A 16946-nucleotide genomic window follows, 5' to 3' on the forward strand; every position below is an offset into this window, starting at 1 on the left:
TCTGAGCCAAGTGGGTGCATGTTCAGTGCTCGCTGGGCTTCTTCTCGGCCTTGGCTACAACAGCCAAGGCCATCACCACTTCGCGTGCCACCTTGCGCTGCGCAGCAGGCAGAGCCAGAAAGGCCTCGATCACCTCACGTTCCTGATAGAACTTGGGATCTTCCCAACGGCCACGCTGCTCGCGTACGGCGGCACCGGCCTGTGCGCTAAAGCGCAGTACCTGCGGTTCGATACGCAGCCACTCGGCAAGCACCTGCAATTTGTCCTGCGACGGTATCGCCTCGCCACGCAACCAGCGGGGAACCGCCTGGAAGGTCACGGAACGGCCCCAGTAACGCGAATTGAACTCGCGTTCGAGCACGGCGGGGCGATCTGGATATCCAGCCGCAATCATGGCGCTACGCAGGCGCTGGGCGAATTCGGTTTTCTCGTCTCACTGTGCAGCGCGCCGCAGACGGCCGTTTCTGGTTCGTCGCGAAGACCGTTTACCAGGCCCTGGAACTGGCCGACGAACAAGCCGCCCTGCTGCTTCACTGTCGACCGGAGGGCATCCTCTTCGGCAACGAGGAAACGCCTCAAGCCATGATCGACCTGGAGAACCTGCTACGCCTGAGCCTGAGCAGCACCAGCCCACGCGCGGAACGTCTGCGCAGCTGGCTCTGCCAAGTCCTGCTGCCGCACCTGTTCAGCAGCTCCAGCCTGCCCAGCTATCGACAGCTGAGCACGCCAAACAAACGCCTGCGCGTACTCAAGTGGCACGACGACTGGTGGATGTCGATGAATGACGTGATGCAGGTTTTCGGCACCCGGCCGGAGCTGCTGGCGATGAACGAGGACCCGTGCTGCAGTTGAGCACGACGCCGGGGCTCGCTCGCCAGGCATGCTGACAGCGACCGGTCAGCGCATGCAGCACTGCTTGTACTTCTTGCCACTGCCGCAGCTGCAGGGGTCGTTGCGCCCGACCTTGGCGTCATCACGGCGTACCGGCAGCAGCGGGTCCAGATTCTGCTGCCAGTACTCGTAAAGCTCGACGGCGGCCGGCTCCAGCATCGCTGTGCTGGCTTCGTATTCGGCATCGGTCATGGCCTTGAGCGTCTCGCTGCCGCTTTCGTCGCCGTGCAGAGTGATCAGCGCCAGGGCCGCCTGCGCCGACTCGGGCAGCGCCTGCTCCAGCCAACCGGCAACCGCCGCACCGCGCAGGTAGCCCGCGCACCACTCGGAGACGATCAGCTTCTCGCCCTTGCCGTTGTTGTCGGCCAGGAAGATCGCCTCATAGTCATCGGGTTCCTTGCTGAGCATGTAGGCGGCTTCGCTCATCAGCTCGACGGCCAGCTTCATGAAGCGCTCACCATCCTTGTCGCTCGGCCATTGCGGCGGCTGGTCGGCCCAGATCGCCGAATACCAGACGGCAGGCGCGACCTGGCGCGGGGCGGAGACGATGGCGGCGAAGAAGCCGTCCAGTTCGCTGGCAGAGAGGATCGAGTCATCGTTGCCGTACTTGAGCAGCCACTGATCGAGCCTCTCCAACCCTCTGTTGTCCATCGCCACGCCTCCGCCTGAAAAAGGCCGCTACTGTACCTGCATCGGCGCGTATTGCCAGCCGTCCGGCATCTGGCGAGTGCCCAGCGGGCCACAGCCCGGTACAATGCGCGCCTTGCCCGTGTGTCAGCCTGATAAAAGAAAACACCATGTCCTTGCCCAAGAACCACCTGGAACTGCTCAGCCCTGCGCGTGACGTCGAAATCGCCCGCGAGGCCATTCTGCATGGCGCCGACGCCATCTATATCGGCGGCCCGAGCTTCGGCGCGCGGCACAACGCCTGCAACGAGGTGAGCGAGATCGCCAAGCTGGTGGAGTTCGCCCGGCGCTACCATGCACGGGTGTTCACCACGCTCAACACCATCTTCCACGACGACGAGCTGGAGCAGGTACGTACGCTGATCCACCAGCTCTACGACGCAGGCGTGGATGCGCTGATTGTGCAGGACATGGGGGTGATGGAGCTGGATATTCCGCCCATCGAGCTGCACGCCAGCACCCAGACCGACATTCGCACCCTGGCACGCGCCAAGTTTCTCGACCAGGCCGGTTTCTCCCAACTGGTACTGGCACGAGAGCTGAACCTGCAGGAAATCCGTCAGATCGCCGATGCCACCGATGCCGCCATCGAGTTCTTCATCCACGGCGCGCTGTGCGTGGCCTTCTCCGGCCAGTGCAACATCTCCCACGCGCAGACCGGGCGCAGCGCCAACCGCGGCGACTGCTCGCAGGCCTGCCGCCTGCCCTACACCCTCAAGGATGAAAAAGGCGGCGTAATCGCCTATGAAAAACACCTGCTGTCGATGAAGGACAACAACCAGAGCGCCAACCTGCGCGCCCTGGTCGAGGCCGGCGTGCGCTCGTTCAAGATCGAGGGCCGCTACAAGGATGTGGCCTATGTGAAGAACATCACCGCCCACTACCGCCGCGAGCTCGATGCCATCCTCGAGGACCGCCCGGACCTCGCTCGTGCCTCCAGCGGCCGTACCGCGCACTTCTTCGTGCCCGATCCGGACAAGACCTTCCACCGTGGCAGCACCGACTACTTCGTCACTGAGCGCAAGGTGGATATCGGCGCCTTCGATTCGCCCACCTTCACCGGCCTGCTGGTTGGCAACGTGGAGAAGGTGAACAAGCGCGACCTGATCGCGGTCACCCATGAGCCGCTGTCCAACGGCGACGGCCTCAACGTGCTGGTCAAACGCGAGGTGGTCGGCTTCCGCGCCAACATCGCCGAGTTGAAAGGTGAGTTCGAGGAAGACGGCGAGAAGCGCTACCGCTACCGCGTCGAGCCCAACGAGATGCCCGTGGGCATGTTCCGCTTGCGCCCGAATCATCCGCTTTCGCGCAACCTCGACCACAACTGGCAGCAGGCGCTGCAACGCACCAGCGCCGAACGTCGTATCGGCGTGAGCTGGAAGGCCGAGCTGCGTGAAGACGCCCTCAAGCTCACCGCCACCAGCGAAGAAGACATCAGCGTCGACGTCGCCCTGCCCGGCCCGTTCGGTGTCGCCAACAAGCCGGAACAGGCGCTCGATGGCCTGCGCGACCTGCTCACCCAGCTAGGCACCACCATCTACCACGCCCAGAGCGTGACGCTGGATGCGCCGCAAGCGTTCTTCGTGCCCAACTCGCAACTCAAGGCGCTGCGCCGCGAGGCCATCGAGGCGCTGACCGCAGCGCGCGTGGCCGCCCATCCGCGTGGTAGCCGCAAGGCCGAGACCGAGCCGGCGCCGGTGTACCCGGAGTCGCACCTGTCGTTCCTCTACAACGTCTACAACCAGAAGGCCCGCGACTTCTACCATCGCCATGGCGTGCAGCTGATCGACGCCGCCTACGAGGCCCACGAGGAAACCGGCGAAGTGCCGGTGATGATCACCAAGCACTGCCTGCGCTTCTCCTTCAACCTGTGCCCGAAGCAGGCCAAGGGCGTCACCGGCGTGCGCACCAAGGTGGCGCCAATGCAGCTGGTACACGGCGATGAAGTGCTGACCCTGAAGTTCGACTGCAAGCCGTGCGAGATGCACGTGATCGGCAAGATGAAGGGCCATATCCTCGATCTGCCGCAGCCGGGCAGCGCCGCGACCCAGGTGGTCGGCCACATCAGCCCGGACGACCTGCTCAAGACCATTCGCCAGAAGCCGGGCTATAGCCACTGAGCCCAGCCTCGCCAGTTCCCGGTAGCCCGGGTGCAATCCGGGGCATGCGCCTGTATGTCCCGGATTGCATCCGGACTACCACAACAATCGCCAGCAAGCTGGCTCCTACGGATCGCGAACTAGGCCCGCGCGGCACTCGCCGGGCTAAGCATCTCGATCTCGCGAATCTCGAAATCACGACGCAGATAGTCCATGCGCTGGTCATGGAACTTGCGCATGTGCGGCAGTGCCGTGTGTTCGGCCAGCGCCTCCGGCGACGCCCAGACCTCGTAGAAGATGAACAGGGTCGGGTCCTGGGCGTCACGCAGCATGTGATATTCGACGCAACCGGGTTCGGCGCGGCTGGGTTCGACGTAAGCACGGAACAGTTGCTCGAAGGCCTCGGCCTGCTCGGATCTGGTGTGCGCGTGAAGGATGAAGCCGTACATGGATGCAAGCGCCTCGATGCGGGAAGATGCCTCACCTTAACGCAGCATTCGGCGAGCCTTTCATGATTTTCAGTCAACAATTATTTGATCACTTCGGGGGGTTTCGCACGCGCAGGGCCCGATAACCTGCCGCCACATTTTTGGAGAACCCCCATGAAAAAGATCCTCCTGCTCAACGGCGGCAAAGCGTTCGCCCACTCCCACGGCCAGTACAACAGCACCCTGCACGACGCGGCGGTGGCCTTCCTCGACCGCGCCGGCTTCGACGTCAAGACCACCTTCATCGACGGCGGCTACGACGTGGAAGAAGAAGTACAGAAATTCCTCTGGGCCGATGTGGTGATCTACCAGATGCCCGGCTGGTGGATGGGCGCACCCTGGACGGTGAAGAAGTATCTGGACGAGGTGTTCACCGCCGGCCACGGCAGCCTGTATGCCAACGACGGCCGTACCCGCTCCGATGCATCGCAGAAGTACGGCAGCGGCGGGCTGATTCAGGGCAAGCAGTACATGCTGTCACTGACCTGGAACGCCCCGGTGCAGGCCTTCGAGGACCCGACCGATTTCTTCGAAGGCAAAGGCGTGGACGCGGTGTACTTCCCCTTCCACAAGGCCAACGAGTTCCTGGGCATGACTGGTCTGCCCACCTTCATCTGCAACGACGTGATGAAGGAGCCGAACATCGAGCACGACGTGGCACGCTACGAGCAGCACCTGGCCCAGGTGTTCGGCGTCAACTGAAGCCGGCGCTCACTCATTGCCCGCCGAACAACGCCGTCCAGTAGATGCCGGCATCGCTCTGCGGGTCGTTGGCATAGGCAGCGCCTAGCTCGCTGAACTCCGGGTTCATGATGTTGGCGCAATGCCCGGAGCTGGCGAGCCAGCCCTCGACCACCTTGGCGGTGGTATCCAGCGCCGCGGCGATGTTCTCGCCGACCTTGGTACCGCTGTACCCCGCCAGTTCCGCGCGGTCACCCGGCGTCAGGCCGTCACGCCCTTGATGGGAGAAGAAGTTGCCGTTGGCCATGGCTCGGCTGTGGCTCTCGGCGGCGCTCCCCAGTTCGGCATTCCATACCAGCGGCGCGGTGGCAGCGAAGTGCTGGTCACCGCATTGGCGTGCCTCGGCGCGGGCAGAGTTGATCAGCAAGAGCAGACTTTCCCCCTCGGTCTGCCAGGTTTGCAGGCGCCCACTGAGCAGCGGCCGGGCCAGCACGATGCGCCAGTCGCGATCCTGCTGGCTGACGCCGATGTCGATGAATTGCGGATCGAGCAGCACGCGGCAGAAACTCTCGCTCAATGCCTGCATGGCTGCCTGCGCATTGCGCGGGCCGGAGAGGGTGATGGCCTGTACGTTAACCAACGGGTAACCAGCCGCGCTCAGCGAATCCTGCAGATCCGCGGTGCCGTTGGCAGGCAGGATCAGGCGTGGATCGTTGGTCAACGGCGGCAGTGGCTCGGAGGCCTGAACGCCACAGCGCTGCACCTCGCTACGATAGCTGTTGATCATCTCGATCAGCGCAAGGTCCTCAGCGGCCTGGGCCGCGCCGCAAATGCCCATCAGCAGCAGCGCCAGCAGGCAGCGTTGCCACCCCCATTTGTCCATTGTTGTCATACCGCCCTCTCCCAACTAACGTCGTGATTCTGACGCAATTTCCGGCGCAGGATCATGGCCGGTTTCCTAATCCCATCGAACGCCCGCGTACACTGGGATCGCGGCCCAACGGCAGGGTTCCTGCATGACGCCCTCTGCCGTCATCGAACAATTTACGCATTTGTCTCTCCCGCTCGAGAACACTGCTACCCGGTTACTTCGCCAAGAACGAACAACATCGCCGCCTGGTCCTCAAAGCCTTGCTATGGATCACCTTGAGCGGCGGTTTGTTCTTCTCGGTCGTCAATCTGTTGCACGACAACTGGCTGCTGGCCGGTCTGGAGATCGGCTATGCCGCGGTGTCGCTGTATCTGCTGACCATCATCGATAAAACACGCAACCTGCAGCTATTGACCGCAATTTACCTGCTGCCGTTCTTTAGCATCATGATTGTGGCGCTGTCTCAGACCACCACTACCTTCGCGGTGTTCGCCTGGATCCAGACAATTCCGATCATCTGCTATCTATTACTGGGGTTGCGCCTGGGGATGTACGGCTCGATCGTGTTCGTCGGTGTCGGCCTGTTCGTCTTCAGTCAGCGGTTTTCGTCCGATGAATTGCTGCAAAACGTCGAGATCATCGCCAATCTCGGCCTCGCCAGCTTGGCGATGATGATTTTCGCGCACATCTACGAGCGCAGCCGCCTGCTCAATGAGCAGCGCCTGACCGAGCAGGCGACCACCGGCTCTCTGACCAGCCAGCCAAACCGCCTGAAGCTGGCCGAGGTATTCGAGCGTGAGCGTGCCCATGCGTTGCGCAATGGCACGCCGCTTTCGCTGGTATTCGTCGATATCGACCACTTCAAGCAGATCAACGACCGCTTTGGCCACGAAGTCGGTGACCGTGCCCTGGTTCACTTCGCCAAGGTGCTGGCGCAGCGTTTACGGGTCAATGATCTGTTCTGCCGCCTGGGCGGTGAGGAATTTGCGGTGCTGCTGCCAGGCAGCAAAGCAGCGCAAGCTCGGGAAATCGCCGAAAGCCTGCGCGAACGCCTGGTTGCGCAATCGCTGACGGTGGATGAAACCACGCTGCACATGACGTTGAGCGCTGGCGTGGCCTGTTTCGGGGTAGATGGGCAATCACTGGACGAGCTGATGCTGGCGGCAGACAGGCGCACCTACGCGGCCAAGCGCGCCGGGCGTAACCGGGTGATCACCCGAGAGGACGTAGAACCCATTCTGGGCTGAACGGCTGCGGATCAGACGTAGATGCTGACTCCGCCCTTTTCCTGCAGCCACTGGCGGTAGGTTTCCAGCGAGTCGGTCTGCTGGTCGCCGTTGTAACCGGCGATGCGCACGCTGCCATCCATGCCGGCATCCACCATCTTCTGCACCTGCGCCAGCAGCTTGGCGGCATCGTCGCGATCGAGCTGCGTTACGTCCGGCAATTGAATCACCGAAGGCGTAGTCGGCTGACTGTCACCACTGCGCTGCACGGTATTGCTGGGCTGCGCCGCGCCACCATTCATCGCGCGTAGTAGTCCACCCTCACTGCGCGCCACCACCTGTTTGGCAAAACGCCGCAAGTCGGCAACTGGATCCTGACTGGCCTGACCGTCGGCTTCGCCACTGGACGCAGTCGAGCGATTGTTGAGCTGGCTACCGTAGTAGCTGAGCATGGCAGGCGTGCTGTTGTTGATACTGGTCATGAGGCCTCCGCGAAATCCGTTCGCCTGATGCAAAGCAGATTCCGGGCCAGCCGCTGCAGGCCAGTCACTACGCGGGTTGCACACACATTCGTGGCAGCGACTTGCCACCGCGGGGCAAGGTTTTGCCTGTGCCGGTCACCCCAGCAGATCGACCATCACCGCATTGCTGTAGATCAGGCAGCCATCCTCGGCGCTGTAACCGACCAGATGAAACTGGCCACGCCCCTCCTCGCCGCCAAGGTACACGCGCCATTTGCATTCACTCAGTGGGCCGAAGCCCTCCGGCATGACCAGCTCCAACGTCGCATGTCTGCGTCGATCATCGCGTCCCGGACGCCGCTGCGCTGCAGTTGCTCCTCAGCCTGCTCCAGGCGCAAGTGCTCCGACTCGCTGACATAGAACTGCAGAGTGCCGATAGGGATGGATTTGCTGTCATTGTCGGCCTTGCGCCAACCGTCGATGCTCAGGGTGTTCATCCGCAAGTCTCCTCAGTGAAGCCTGAGTTCAGGGCAGATGCCCACTTACAGAAGATGGGACAAGCCAGACGCCGAAACGGCTCCTGACAGGTGGACGAACGGCCGACCGTTTGCTTGTCGAGGCGATTGCGCTAGGCTCTGCACCTTCATTGATAGGAGGTACTCCCATGGCCCGCGCCACTGCCCGCCACATCCTGGTTGCCAGCGAAGACAAGTGCAACGAACTGAAAGCCGCCATCGAAGGCGGTGCCGACTTCGCCCAACTGGCCAAAGACAACTCCTCTTGCCCGTCCGGCCGTAGCGGCGGTGATCTGGGCTCCTTCGGCCCGGGCCAGATGGTCAAGGAGTTCGATACCGTGGTGTTCAGCGCACCGGTCGGCGTGGTGCAAGGCCCGGTCAAGACTCAGTTCGGTTATCACCTGCTGGAAGTCACCAGCCGTCAGGACTGATTCTCTCGCAATGGAAAAGCCACCCGCCGGTTAATGCTGATCAGTTAAGCGCCGACTGCCTACGATCAGTCCCCTCGCCCCTCTGGCGAGGCACGTTCGGAGAGGGGTAGATGGCCGTTTCGCGGTATTTCGGCCCTCTCCCCCAGCCCCTCTCCCGTAAACGGGGGAGGGGAGCCAAACGCGTACAGCCTTAACTGACTGGCATTAACCCGCCGGTGGTTTTTCCGTTAACCACGCTGTTCAGTCACACGGCAGGGCTCTGCCTTTATGAAACGCGGTACCCGCCTCACCTTCATCCTGCTGGTGTTCATATGCCTGTCGCTGGCATTGCTGACGGCCTGGCAGATCTGGTTTTCCCGCGAGCGTGCCCTGCATGATCTGAACGTGGCCAATCTCAACCTGGCGCGTGCCCTGGACAATTACAGCGAAGGGGTGATTCGCCAATCCGAGCTGGTATTGGTGGAGCTGGCAGAACGCCTGGAGCAGGAAGGCAAGGGTCGGGCACATCTCGATCGCCTGCAGCAGGTCGTGCAGGAACAGAGCCGGGTGCTCAAGCTGGCCAGCACCATCATCATCTACAACGCCAAGGGTGACCGCCTGCTGGTATCGCGGGGCGATATCAATGCGCGCCCGAACGCCGCTGATCGTGCGTTCTTCATCCATCATCGCGACAATCCCTCGCCCGAGACGTTCATCGGCCCGACCATCAAGAGCCGCCTGGCGCACGAGTGGATATTCACCGTCAGCCGGCGCCTGAACGATACCGACGGCAATTTCTCCGGCGCGGTGGCCATCACGTTGAGCGTGGAGCATTTCCTCCAGCTGTTCGGCAGCCTCGATCTGGGCCAGCAAGGCACGATGAGCCTCTCAACCAGCGATGGCACCCTGCTGTTTCGCCAGCCCTTCCGTGAACAGGATGTGGGGCTGGATTGGTCGAGCTCGCCGATCTTTCAGACATTACGCGAACGGCAACAGGCCACGACCACACAGGTCTCCCGCATCGATGGCATCGAGCGCCTGTACGCGTTCCGCCATAACAGCAACCTCCCCCTGATCACTGTGGTAGCGCTGGGTCGCGATGAGGCACTAACGGCCTGGCGCCGTGATGCACGACTGTTCGCCACGGTGGTTCTGATCCTGCTGCTCGCCGTCGCCATCATCGGCCTGCGGCTACTTGTCGACATGCACCGTCGCTCGCGCGCCGAGCGCCAACTGCTCAGCGCCCGGGAAGAACTGCTCGACGCCAATGCCCGCCTGGAAATACTGGCTTCGCAGGACGCCCTGACCGGCCTGGCCAATCGTCGCAGCTTCGACCAGACGCTGGAAGTGGAAATTCGCCGTGCGCAGCGCCAGGGTTCAGACCTTACCCTGATGCTGCTCGATATCGACCTGTTCAAGCGCTACAACGATCACTACGGCCACCTGGCGGGTGACGAATGCCTGCGCAGCGTCGCCGACCTGCTCCAGCGCTGCATGCGTCGCCCCGGCGACCTGGCGGCACGCTACGGCGGCGAAGAGCTGGCCGTGATTCTGCCGAACACCAGTAGCGAGGGCGCCGAAGCCATCGCTCTCGCGTTCATGGCAAACCTGGAGCACAGCGCACTGCCGCATGAGAACAGTCCATTCCAGAGAATTACAGTGAGCATCGGCCTGGCCAGCCTGAGCCCCGGCACCCAGGACAGCGCCACAAGCGCTCTGAGCCTGATCGACGCAGCGGACCAGGCGCTGTATCGGGCCAAGGCCAATGGTCGCAACCGCCTGGAAAGTGCAGCACGCCAGGATGCAGCGGACAGGTGACAAGTCAGCCGGAGCGATTCAGCATCCCTGCTACTGTCAGCCATAAATGAGCAGTCACGATGAGCAGCGACACCTCGCACCCGCTGCAAAAACTCGCCCAGACCCTGCTCGGCAAAGCCCCCCACGAACTGGAGCCGGAAGAAAGCCATGTGCTCGAACAGATTCGCCAGCGTCGCCCCATCAGCCGCGATGCTGCCGACGCGTCGGATGAACAGTCATCTTTCGGCGAGAGGCTTTCCGACAGGGTCGCATCGGTCGGCGGCTCATGGACCTTCATCATCTGTTTTTCACTGACCATGCTCGGCTGGATGCTGCTCAACACCGACGTGCTCTCTCACTTCGGCATGGCCTTCGACCCCTACCCTTACATTTTCCTCAACCTGATGCTGTCGACCCTGGCCGCCGTCCAGGCGCCGATCATCATGATGAGCCAGAACCGCCAGGCGGCAAAGGATCGCCTGGCCGCACGCCTGGACTTCGAGGTGAACCTGCGCGCCGAACTGGAAATCATGCGCCTGCACGAAAAGATCGATCAGCGCATCCAGCAACGCCTGGACCAGATCCTCGAACGCCTGCCGGAGCAGCCTCCGCAAGCCTAATGTTGATTCCGTAAACACCGCCCTCAGCGCTATAAGTCCGTAGGAGCCGGCTTGCCGGCGATGCCTTGTGTAAGTAGGCTGCATACACCGGATCGCCAGCAAGCTGGCTCCTACACACTCATCTTCTTCGCTTAACTCACTGGCATGCGACAGAATCTGTCGTATCGTACCCGCCACAAGCGTGTCAAACAGCCCCTGGAGCCCGTTGCCGCCAGCTATCGAGCAAGCGCCCGCCCCAGACGTTGATCAGCAGACCGGCCATGACCAGCGCCGCACCGACCATCTGCAATCCGCCGAGACGTTCGCCCAGCAGCAGCGCCGAGGAGCTGATACCCACCACCGGCACCAACAGCGAAAACGGCGCCACCTGGCTGGCCGGGTAAAGCGACAGCAGACGACTCCAGAGCCCGTAACCGAGAATGGTGGCACCGAATGCCAGGTAAGCCAGTACCAGCAGCGAGTCCAGGCTGAGACTACGCAGCGACTGGCTGATCAGTTCCGGGCCTTCCAGCCACAGCGATAACGCCAGAAACGGCAGCGGCGGGATCAGGCTGCCCCAGACCACCAGGCCAACCAGATTGACCTTGCCCAGCCTGCGCGTGACCACGTTACCCAGCGCCCACATCGAGGCAGCGGCGATAGTCAGGGCAAAGCCGGCCAGGGTCATTGCCTGCCCGCCCTGCAGGCCGATCAACACCAGGCCGCTGGCCGCCACCAGCAGGCCGAACAGGTTGCTGCCGCGCAGCCGCTCGCCGAGAAACAGCGCAGCGAAAAACAGAGTGAAGAACGCCTGCGACTGCAGCACCAGCGACGCCAGGCCAGCCGGCATGCCGACATACATGGCGTAGAAGAGAAAGGCGAACTGCCCCACTGAAATGGTCATGCCATAGGCCAGCATCCAGCGCAGCGGCACCTGCGGCCGGCGCACGAAGAGGATCGCCGGAAACGCCGCGAGCATGAAACGCAGAGCGCCCATCAGCATCGGCGGCATGCCGTGCAGACCGACCTTGATCACCACGAAGTTCAGCCCCCAGACGATGATCACCAGCAGCGCCAGCAGCAGATCCTTGGGTGTCATGAGCACGAACCTCGAATTGAGTGAGCCGGCATTAGAACAGCCTCACCCCGCAGCAGACAGACACAGAGGCCGAGTAAAAAAGCCACACAGCCACTGCCGGCTGCTAACCTGCGCGCTTCTGTAGTGGTACGCCAAACCCATGACTCTGCACGATTTCCTTCTGTTCGCCTTGCCGGCAGTGTTTCTCACCGGGCTGTCCAAGGGTGGCTTCGGTGGCGCTCTGGGCGGCATCGCCGTGCCGTTGCTGGCACTGGCCACGTCGCCGAAACAGGCGGTGGCGGTGATGTTGCCAATTCTCTGCCTGGCCGATGTGGTGGGCCTCAAGGCCTACTGGGGCAAGTGGGATGTGGCCAATCTCAAGGTCATGTTGCCGGGCGCGGTCATCGGCATCGCCATCGGCTCGATGACTTTCGGTCTGTTCGACGAACGCGCCATCGGCCTGCTGATCGGCGCCATCGCCATTATCTTCGTCGGGCTCGGCCTGGTAGTTGGCAACCAGGCACCTCGCCCGCTGCATAAAGGACGCGGCACACTGCTGTCGAGCCTGGCCGGCTTCACCAGTTTCGTCGCCCACGCCGGTGGCCCGCCGGTGATGATGCACCTGCTGCCGCAGCAACTGGAAAAGGTGCGTTTCGTCGCCACCATCAACCTGTTCTTCCTGCTGACCAACGCGGCGAAGCTGTTTCCCTACGCGGCGCTGGGTCAGTTCACCCAGGAAAACCTGCTGCTCAGTCTGATGCTCGCTCCCATCGTGCCACTGGGCGTGTGGAGCGGCCTGTGGCTGCAATCGCGGGTCAACCACCTGTGGTTCTACCGCATCGCCCGGCTGGGCATTCTGCTGGCGGGCGTACAGTTGATCTGGCGCTACCTCTGAGTCCGCCGGCTGAAATTGCAGGTGCCGATAGCCGCGCAAGGCACTAGAATCCGCAGCCTATCCGATCGTCAGGCGTACCAGGGCCTGACGCCGACTCACTTCTCGGCCAGGAGACCCCAGATGGGCGCCCAGTGGAAAGCCAAACCCAAAGAAGCAGCCGCCAATGCCCGAGGCAAGATCTTCGGCAAGCTGGTGAAGGAAATCATGCTCGCCGCGCGTAACGGCGCCGACCCGGACATGAACCCCAAGCTGCGCCTGGCCGTGCACCAGGCCAAGAAAGCCTCTATGCCCAAGGACACCCTGGAGCGTGCCATCAAGAAAGGTGCGGGCCTTTCCGGTGAAGTAATCAACTACGAGCGCACCCAGTACGAGGGCTTCGCCCCGCATCAGGTGCCGGTGATCGTCGAGTGCCTGACCGACAACGTCAACCGCACCGTCGCCGAGATTCGCGTGCTGTTCCGCAAGGGCCAGCTCGGCGCTTCCGGCTCGGTCAGCTGGGACTTCGACCACGTTGGCCTGATCGAAGCCACTACCGAAGAAGGCGCTGACCCGGAGCTGGCGGCCATCGAAGCCGGCGCCCAGGACTTCGTGCCCGATGACGAGGGCTCGACCCTGTTCATCACCGACCCGACCGACCTCGACGCCGTGTGCAAGGCACTGCCGGAACAGGGTTTCACCGTCAACTCGGCCAAGCTCGGCTACCGCCCGAAAAACCCGGTAAACAGCCTGACGCCGGAGCAGATGGAAGAAGTCGAAGCCTTCCTCGAGGCCATCGATGGCCACGACGACGTGCAGAACGTCTATGTCGGCCTCGCTGGCTGATGTTCGCTGGGCGCCCTGAACCGGCGCCCACGTCAGGCAAGGCTTCCGCCCTCTGTAGGAGCCCCGCCCCGGGGCGAAACTGTGCAACGTGCGTTGCGCAGTTTCGCCGGAGACGCCATCCGCTCAGTGCCTGCCCCCATGAAAACTACCCTGCATATCGCCGCAGCCTGCCTGTTCGAAGAACAAGGCCGCCTGCTGCTCGTGCGCAAGCGCAACACCCGATTCTTCATGCTGCCTGGCGGTAAACGTGAAGCGGACGAAGACGCACTGTCGGCGCTCGAACGTGAGCTGCTCGAAGAGCTGGAAGAACTGCGCTGGCTCGACACCGCCCAGCCCCTGCCCGATGACCTGGCGCTACTGCTGCGCGATCAGGTGCTGCCGGCCCTGAAACGGCTGCCGTCTGTGTAAGAGCGTCGCTCACGGCATCAAAACCGCTGACGGCAGTTTCTTGATCCACGACAACGCGGGTGACAGCACCAGCGATTAGGCTGCGCCGATAAACAAAACCATTCGCCTTGCCTGCAAACCCCACAGAAAACGAGGTTTGCCATGAGTATCACGTCCGCCCAAATCTGCGAGGCCGCCGACCAGCTGCAGGGTTTCGTCGGCTTCAACGCCAAGACCGAGCAGTACCTGCTGCGATTCTCCGAAGACAGCTTCGGTCTCGACGTACCGGCCGACACCATCACGCCTACCTGCGAATACGTCTGGCACGCTGACGAGGGCGAACTGATGCGCCTGGATCGCCAGCGCCTGGCCTGGCTACAGGAACAGCGCATCGATGACCGAGTGAATCTTAGCGAGCCGCTGCGCGTCTATCTGCGCCGCAGCGATTTGCCGGAGATCCGTGCGGAGCGGCGACGCCTGACGCCGGCCTGAGATTCAGCGTGTTTCGAGGCATTCGGTGCGCACCAACCCACCGGGACCACAACGGCGGGGTACCCCCGCCCTACGACACGAGCGCTACCCCGTAGGGCGGGTGCAACCCGCCATGCCGGTTCTATCGGGTGACGCGCCCCGCCTCAGCCCAATAGCCGCATGGCGACAGCACCGAGGCCTACGCCGATCAGCAGCAGTACGATCCCACCCAGCCACAGCTTGCCCGCACTGGCCGCAGGTGGCGCGGCAAGGGGGGCCGGCTTGGCCTGAGCCGCACGCAGCGGATTGGCCGCCGCCGGCGCTGCCTTGGCGCTGGCACGCGCTGCTACCTGCGGCGCCGGGGCGATCTGCGTGGCGCCGCCGCCAGCCGCCCTGGCGGCCAACGCAGGCGGCAGGTCCGCCACACGCATGAACTGGGTGGCATCCTCGTCGGGCGCATCGCTCACGTTCACCTTCGGCCCGATCACCAGCAGCGTCACCGAGCCCATCTTCAACTGATCGCCCGGTTGCAGCACGGCGGTTCGGACCTTCTGCTGGTTGACCAGCACGCCGTTGGCCGAGGCAAGGTCCTTGACCTCCAGTACGTCGTCCTTGAGAAAGAACTCGCAATGCCGGCGCGACAGCTCCAGATCGCTGAAGCACAGCTCGCACTTGCTCGAGCGGCCGAAGGTCATCGAGCCGTGGACATGAAACTTGCGCCCCTGGTGTTCGCCCTGGATCACCTGCAGAAACCAGCGCGGAGCCGCCGCTTCCGGCCTGGCCACGCGTTTCGCCGGATTGACCAGCTGCAGCTCGACGGCGCCCAGGCGCAGGCGATCACCGTCGCGCAGCTGAAAGCGTGTACCGACGCGCTGGTCGTTGACCCAGGTGGCGCCTTGACCGGCATCGCTCAGGTAGTAGTAGCCGTGATCCTGGCGGATCTCGGCGTGGAAGCTGGCGATTCCGGCATCGCCAAGCACCAGCTGGTTGCGGCTGTCCTGGCCGATGGTCAGGCGTTCGTCGGTCAGCCAGACCGGCGCTTGGCGGTTATCCAGGAACTGCAGTCTGAGCATCGTGGTCGCCTCGGGTCAGTCGAATAGATTGTTCAGCAAGCGCTTGATCGGGTTCTGCTGGGCCGGCTGAGCGCTGCGTGGGCGGCTCGCCGCCTGCCGCACGCGCTGCTCGTGGCTGTCATAAAGGGCCAGCAGCCGTTCGTTGTCGGGTTCTGCCTCGAGACCCTGCTTGATCTGCTCAAGCGCCAGGTTGTACTCGCGCCGGGCATACGCCGCCTCACTCTGCTCGATAAAACGCTGCGCCACGCGATTGATGCCAGCCCGGGCCAGCAGGTTGTCGGGCTCCCAGCCAAGCACCTGGCGAAAGTAATACACCGCACTGTCGTCCTCGGGCAGGATCAGCAAGCCCTCGCCGAGGCGTTGCTCGGCCAGGTCGAGATACTGCTGGATACGCGCCTGCAGCACGCGCTGCAGGCCATCGCTGGCCTGGGCGTTGTCCTCGTCCAGGGCCAGCGCCTGGCGAAAGTAATAGTCGGCGTTGTCTTGCGCCGGGGTCAGCAGGTGCCCCTCGCTCAAACGCGTTTCAGCCAGCGCGAGCAACCCGGCGATGCGCTGCTGCAGCTGCCAGTAGTAGCCACCTGCGCTACTCACAGCTAGCAATAGCAGGCCGAGCACGGCCCAGGGCAGCCAGCGCCGCCGGGGTGGACGAGGCGGCAGGCTGACGCCCGGGCTAAGACGGGTCTGGTCCTGATCGGCGTCCTGCAGCTCATCGAGGCTGGCCAGCAGCACGTGGCAGTCGGCGAAGCGATCTTCCGGGTCCTTGGCCAGCATGCGGTCGAGTAGCCACTGCAGCTCGCCCAGCGACTCCGGAAGCGGCGGCGCCTGTAGCTGCAATTGGTTCATCAGGGTCTGGGTGTAGTTACTGCCGCGAAAGGGGTTATGCCCGCTGAGCATCTCCAGCAGGATCACGCCCAGGCTGTAGATGTCGCTGCGTGCGTCCAGCGCCTGACACTGCGCCTGCTCGGGGCTGCTGTAGGCCGGGCTGCCGACGGCTATGCCCGACTGGGTCAGTTCGCTGTCGAGCTGCAGCTCCTTGGCCACGCCAAAATCGCTGAGCACCGCAGTGCCATCGTCGCGAAACAGGATGTTGCCGGGCTTGATATCGCGGTGCACCAGGCCCTTGTCGTGCACCAGCGCCAGGGCGCTGGCGATCTGCCGGACGATGCGCAATGCACGCGCCGGCTCCAGGCGCTGGCCCTTGTACTGGGCCAGATCACCACCTGCCAGGTACTCCATGGCGAGAAAATGGCGACCATCGTCGAGTTGGTCGATGCGGTAGATGGTGATGATCGAAGGATGCTGCAGGGAGGCGACGGTATGGCCTTCCTTGATGAAGCGCTGAGTGAAGGCTGCGTCCTCGCGATGCAACAGCACCTTGAGCGCCACCTGGCGCTGCAGCGCCTGCTCGGTAGCCAGATAGACCTCGGCCATGCCGCCTTTGCCCAGGCGGTGATGAATGCTGTAACCGGGTACGCTGATGGAAGGCTGACTCATG

19 protein-coding genes and 1 pseudogene are annotated in these 16946 nt (G+C 63.1%); 11 read left to right on the plus strand and 9 right to left on the minus strand.

All coding sequences use genetic code 11. The features are described from left to right. Positions 1 to 22: 22 nt before the first annotated feature. Positions 23 to 394, minus strand: a complete 372-nt coding sequence (locus N5J71_RS00005; RefSeq protein ID WP_074856336.1) for a transcriptional regulator — start codon at positions 392 to 394, stop codon at positions 23 to 25. 44 nt (positions 395 to 438) lie between these two features. On the opposite strand from N5J71_RS00005, the gene N5J71_RS00010 reads away from it, so the two are divergent. Beyond that, positions 439 to 852, plus strand: a complete 414-nt coding sequence (locus N5J71_RS00010) for a BRO family protein (RefSeq protein WP_279916025.1) — start codon at positions 439 to 441, stop codon at positions 850 to 852. 45 nt (positions 853 to 897) lie between these two features. Here the strand turns inward: N5J71_RS00010 and N5J71_RS00015 are convergent, their stop codons facing one another. After that, a complete protein-coding gene (locus tag N5J71_RS00015) occupies positions 898 to 1542 on the minus strand; it encodes a YecA/YgfB family protein (protein WP_279916026.1) in 645 nt (214 codons plus the stop codon). Between the two features lie 146 nt (positions 1543 to 1688). Here N5J71_RS00015 and N5J71_RS00020 point away from each other — a divergent pair, with 146 nt between their 5' ends. Continuing rightward, positions 1689 to 3698: a peptidase U32 family protein gene (locus N5J71_RS00020; protein WP_084342439.1), complete on the plus strand. Its 2010-nt coding sequence runs from the start codon at positions 1689 to 1691 to the stop codon at positions 3696 to 3698. Between the two features lie 119 nt (positions 3699 to 3817). Here the strand turns inward: N5J71_RS00020 and N5J71_RS00025 are convergent, their stop codons facing one another. Next, positions 3818 to 4126: a putative quinol monooxygenase gene (locus tag N5J71_RS00025; protein WP_003462257.1), complete on the minus strand. Its 309-nt coding sequence runs from the start codon at positions 4124 to 4126 to the stop codon at positions 3818 to 3820. Positions 4127 to 4279: 153 nt separating this feature from the next. On the opposite strand from N5J71_RS00025, the gene mdaB reads away from it, so the two are divergent. After that, entirely contained in the window at positions 4280 to 4867 is a 588-nt protein-coding gene (gene mdaB, locus N5J71_RS00030; RefSeq protein ID WP_003462259.1) for an NADPH:quinone oxidoreductase MdaB, read from the plus strand. 13 nt (positions 4868 to 4880) lie between these two features. On the opposite strand, the gene N5J71_RS00035 is transcribed toward mdaB, so the two are convergent. After that, on the minus strand, positions 4881 to 5738 hold the full coding sequence (locus N5J71_RS00035; RefSeq protein WP_003462261.1) for a CAP domain-containing protein: 858 nt from the start codon (positions 5736 to 5738) through the stop codon (positions 4881 to 4883). Positions 5739 to 5920: 182 nt separating this feature from the next. Here N5J71_RS00035 and N5J71_RS00040 point away from each other — a divergent pair, with 182 nt between their 5' ends. Next, a complete protein-coding gene (locus N5J71_RS00040; protein WP_084342014.1) occupies positions 5921 to 6964 on the plus strand; it encodes a diguanylate cyclase in 1044 nt (347 codons plus the stop codon). An 11-nt stretch (positions 6965 to 6975) separates the two neighbouring features. Here N5J71_RS00040 and N5J71_RS00045 read toward each other — a convergent pair whose 3' ends face one another. Both N5J71_RS00045 and N5J71_RS00050 read right to left on the minus strand, forming a co-directional pair. Further along, on the minus strand, positions 6976 to 7425 hold the full coding sequence (locus tag N5J71_RS00045; RefSeq protein WP_003462266.1) for a hypothetical protein: 450 nt from the start codon (positions 7423 to 7425) through the stop codon (positions 6976 to 6978). 135 nt (positions 7426 to 7560) lie between these two features. Then, positions 7561 to 7901: pseudogene (locus N5J71_RS00050) on the minus strand (hypothetical protein). Positions 7902 to 8068: 167 nt separating this feature from the next. Between N5J71_RS00050 and N5J71_RS00055 the strand changes: the two are divergent. The 3 genes from N5J71_RS00055 (at position 8069) to N5J71_RS00065 (ending at position 10746) form a co-directional block, all read left to right on the plus strand. Continuing rightward, a complete protein-coding gene (locus N5J71_RS00055; protein WP_003462270.1) occupies positions 8069 to 8350 on the plus strand; it encodes a peptidylprolyl isomerase in 282 nt (93 codons plus the stop codon). A 267-nt stretch (positions 8351 to 8617) separates the two neighbouring features. After that, the gene (locus N5J71_RS00060; protein WP_279916027.1) at positions 8618 to 10147 is read left to right on the plus strand and encodes a GGDEF domain-containing protein; all 1530 of its coding nucleotides are present in this window, start codon (positions 8618 to 8620) and stop codon (positions 10145 to 10147) included. A gap of 59 nt (positions 10148 to 10206) precedes the next feature. Next, the gene (locus N5J71_RS00065; protein WP_279870215.1) at positions 10207 to 10746 is read left to right on the plus strand and encodes a DUF1003 domain-containing protein; all 540 of its coding nucleotides are present in this window, start codon (positions 10207 to 10209) and stop codon (positions 10744 to 10746) included. A gap of 184 nt (positions 10747 to 10930) precedes the next feature. On the opposite strand, the gene N5J71_RS00070 is transcribed toward N5J71_RS00065, so the two are convergent. Continuing rightward, a complete protein-coding gene (locus N5J71_RS00070; RefSeq protein ID WP_055986635.1) occupies positions 10931 to 11824 on the minus strand; it encodes an EamA family transporter in 894 nt (297 codons plus the stop codon). Positions 11825 to 11963: 139 nt separating this feature from the next. On the opposite strand from N5J71_RS00070, the gene N5J71_RS00075 reads away from it, so the two are divergent. The 4 genes from N5J71_RS00075 to N5J71_RS00090 all read left to right on the plus strand — a co-directional run bounded on the left by N5J71_RS00075 (position 11964) and on the right by N5J71_RS00090 (position 14399). Beyond that, entirely contained in the window at positions 11964 to 12698 is a 735-nt protein-coding gene (locus N5J71_RS00075) for a sulfite exporter TauE/SafE family protein (protein ID WP_003462287.1), read from the plus strand. A gap of 120 nt (positions 12699 to 12818) precedes the next feature. Continuing rightward, positions 12819 to 13520 (plus strand): YebC/PmpR family DNA-binding transcriptional regulator, encoded by a 702-nt coding sequence (locus N5J71_RS00080; protein WP_003462289.1) that lies wholly within the window; start codon positions 12819 to 12821, stop codon positions 13518 to 13520. A 138-nt stretch (positions 13521 to 13658) separates the two neighbouring features. Beyond that, complete coding sequence (locus N5J71_RS00085; RefSeq protein WP_279916028.1) at positions 13659 to 13928, plus strand: NUDIX domain-containing protein; 270 nt, start codon at positions 13659 to 13661, stop codon at positions 13926 to 13928. A gap of 141 nt (positions 13929 to 14069) precedes the next feature. After that, on the plus strand, positions 14070 to 14399 hold the full coding sequence (locus N5J71_RS00090; RefSeq protein ID WP_104728046.1) for a DUF2025 family protein: 330 nt from the start codon (positions 14070 to 14072) through the stop codon (positions 14397 to 14399). Positions 14400 to 14542: 143 nt separating this feature from the next. Here N5J71_RS00090 and N5J71_RS00095 read toward each other — a convergent pair whose 3' ends face one another. Next, positions 14543 to 15451 (minus strand): FHA domain-containing protein, encoded by a 909-nt coding sequence (locus N5J71_RS00095; protein WP_279916029.1) that lies wholly within the window; start codon positions 15449 to 15451, stop codon positions 14543 to 14545. A 15-nt stretch (positions 15452 to 15466) separates the two neighbouring features. Next, entirely contained in the window at positions 15467 to 16945 is a 1479-nt protein-coding gene (locus tag N5J71_RS00100; RefSeq protein ID WP_279916030.1) for a serine/threonine-protein kinase, read from the minus strand. Position 16946 lies beyond the last annotated feature (1 nt).

Origin of the sequence: Ectopseudomonas oleovorans (assembly GCF_029845265.1) — a bacterium.
GTDB lineage: Bacteria > Pseudomonadota > Gammaproteobacteria > Pseudomonadales > Pseudomonadaceae > Aquipseudomonas > Aquipseudomonas oleovorans.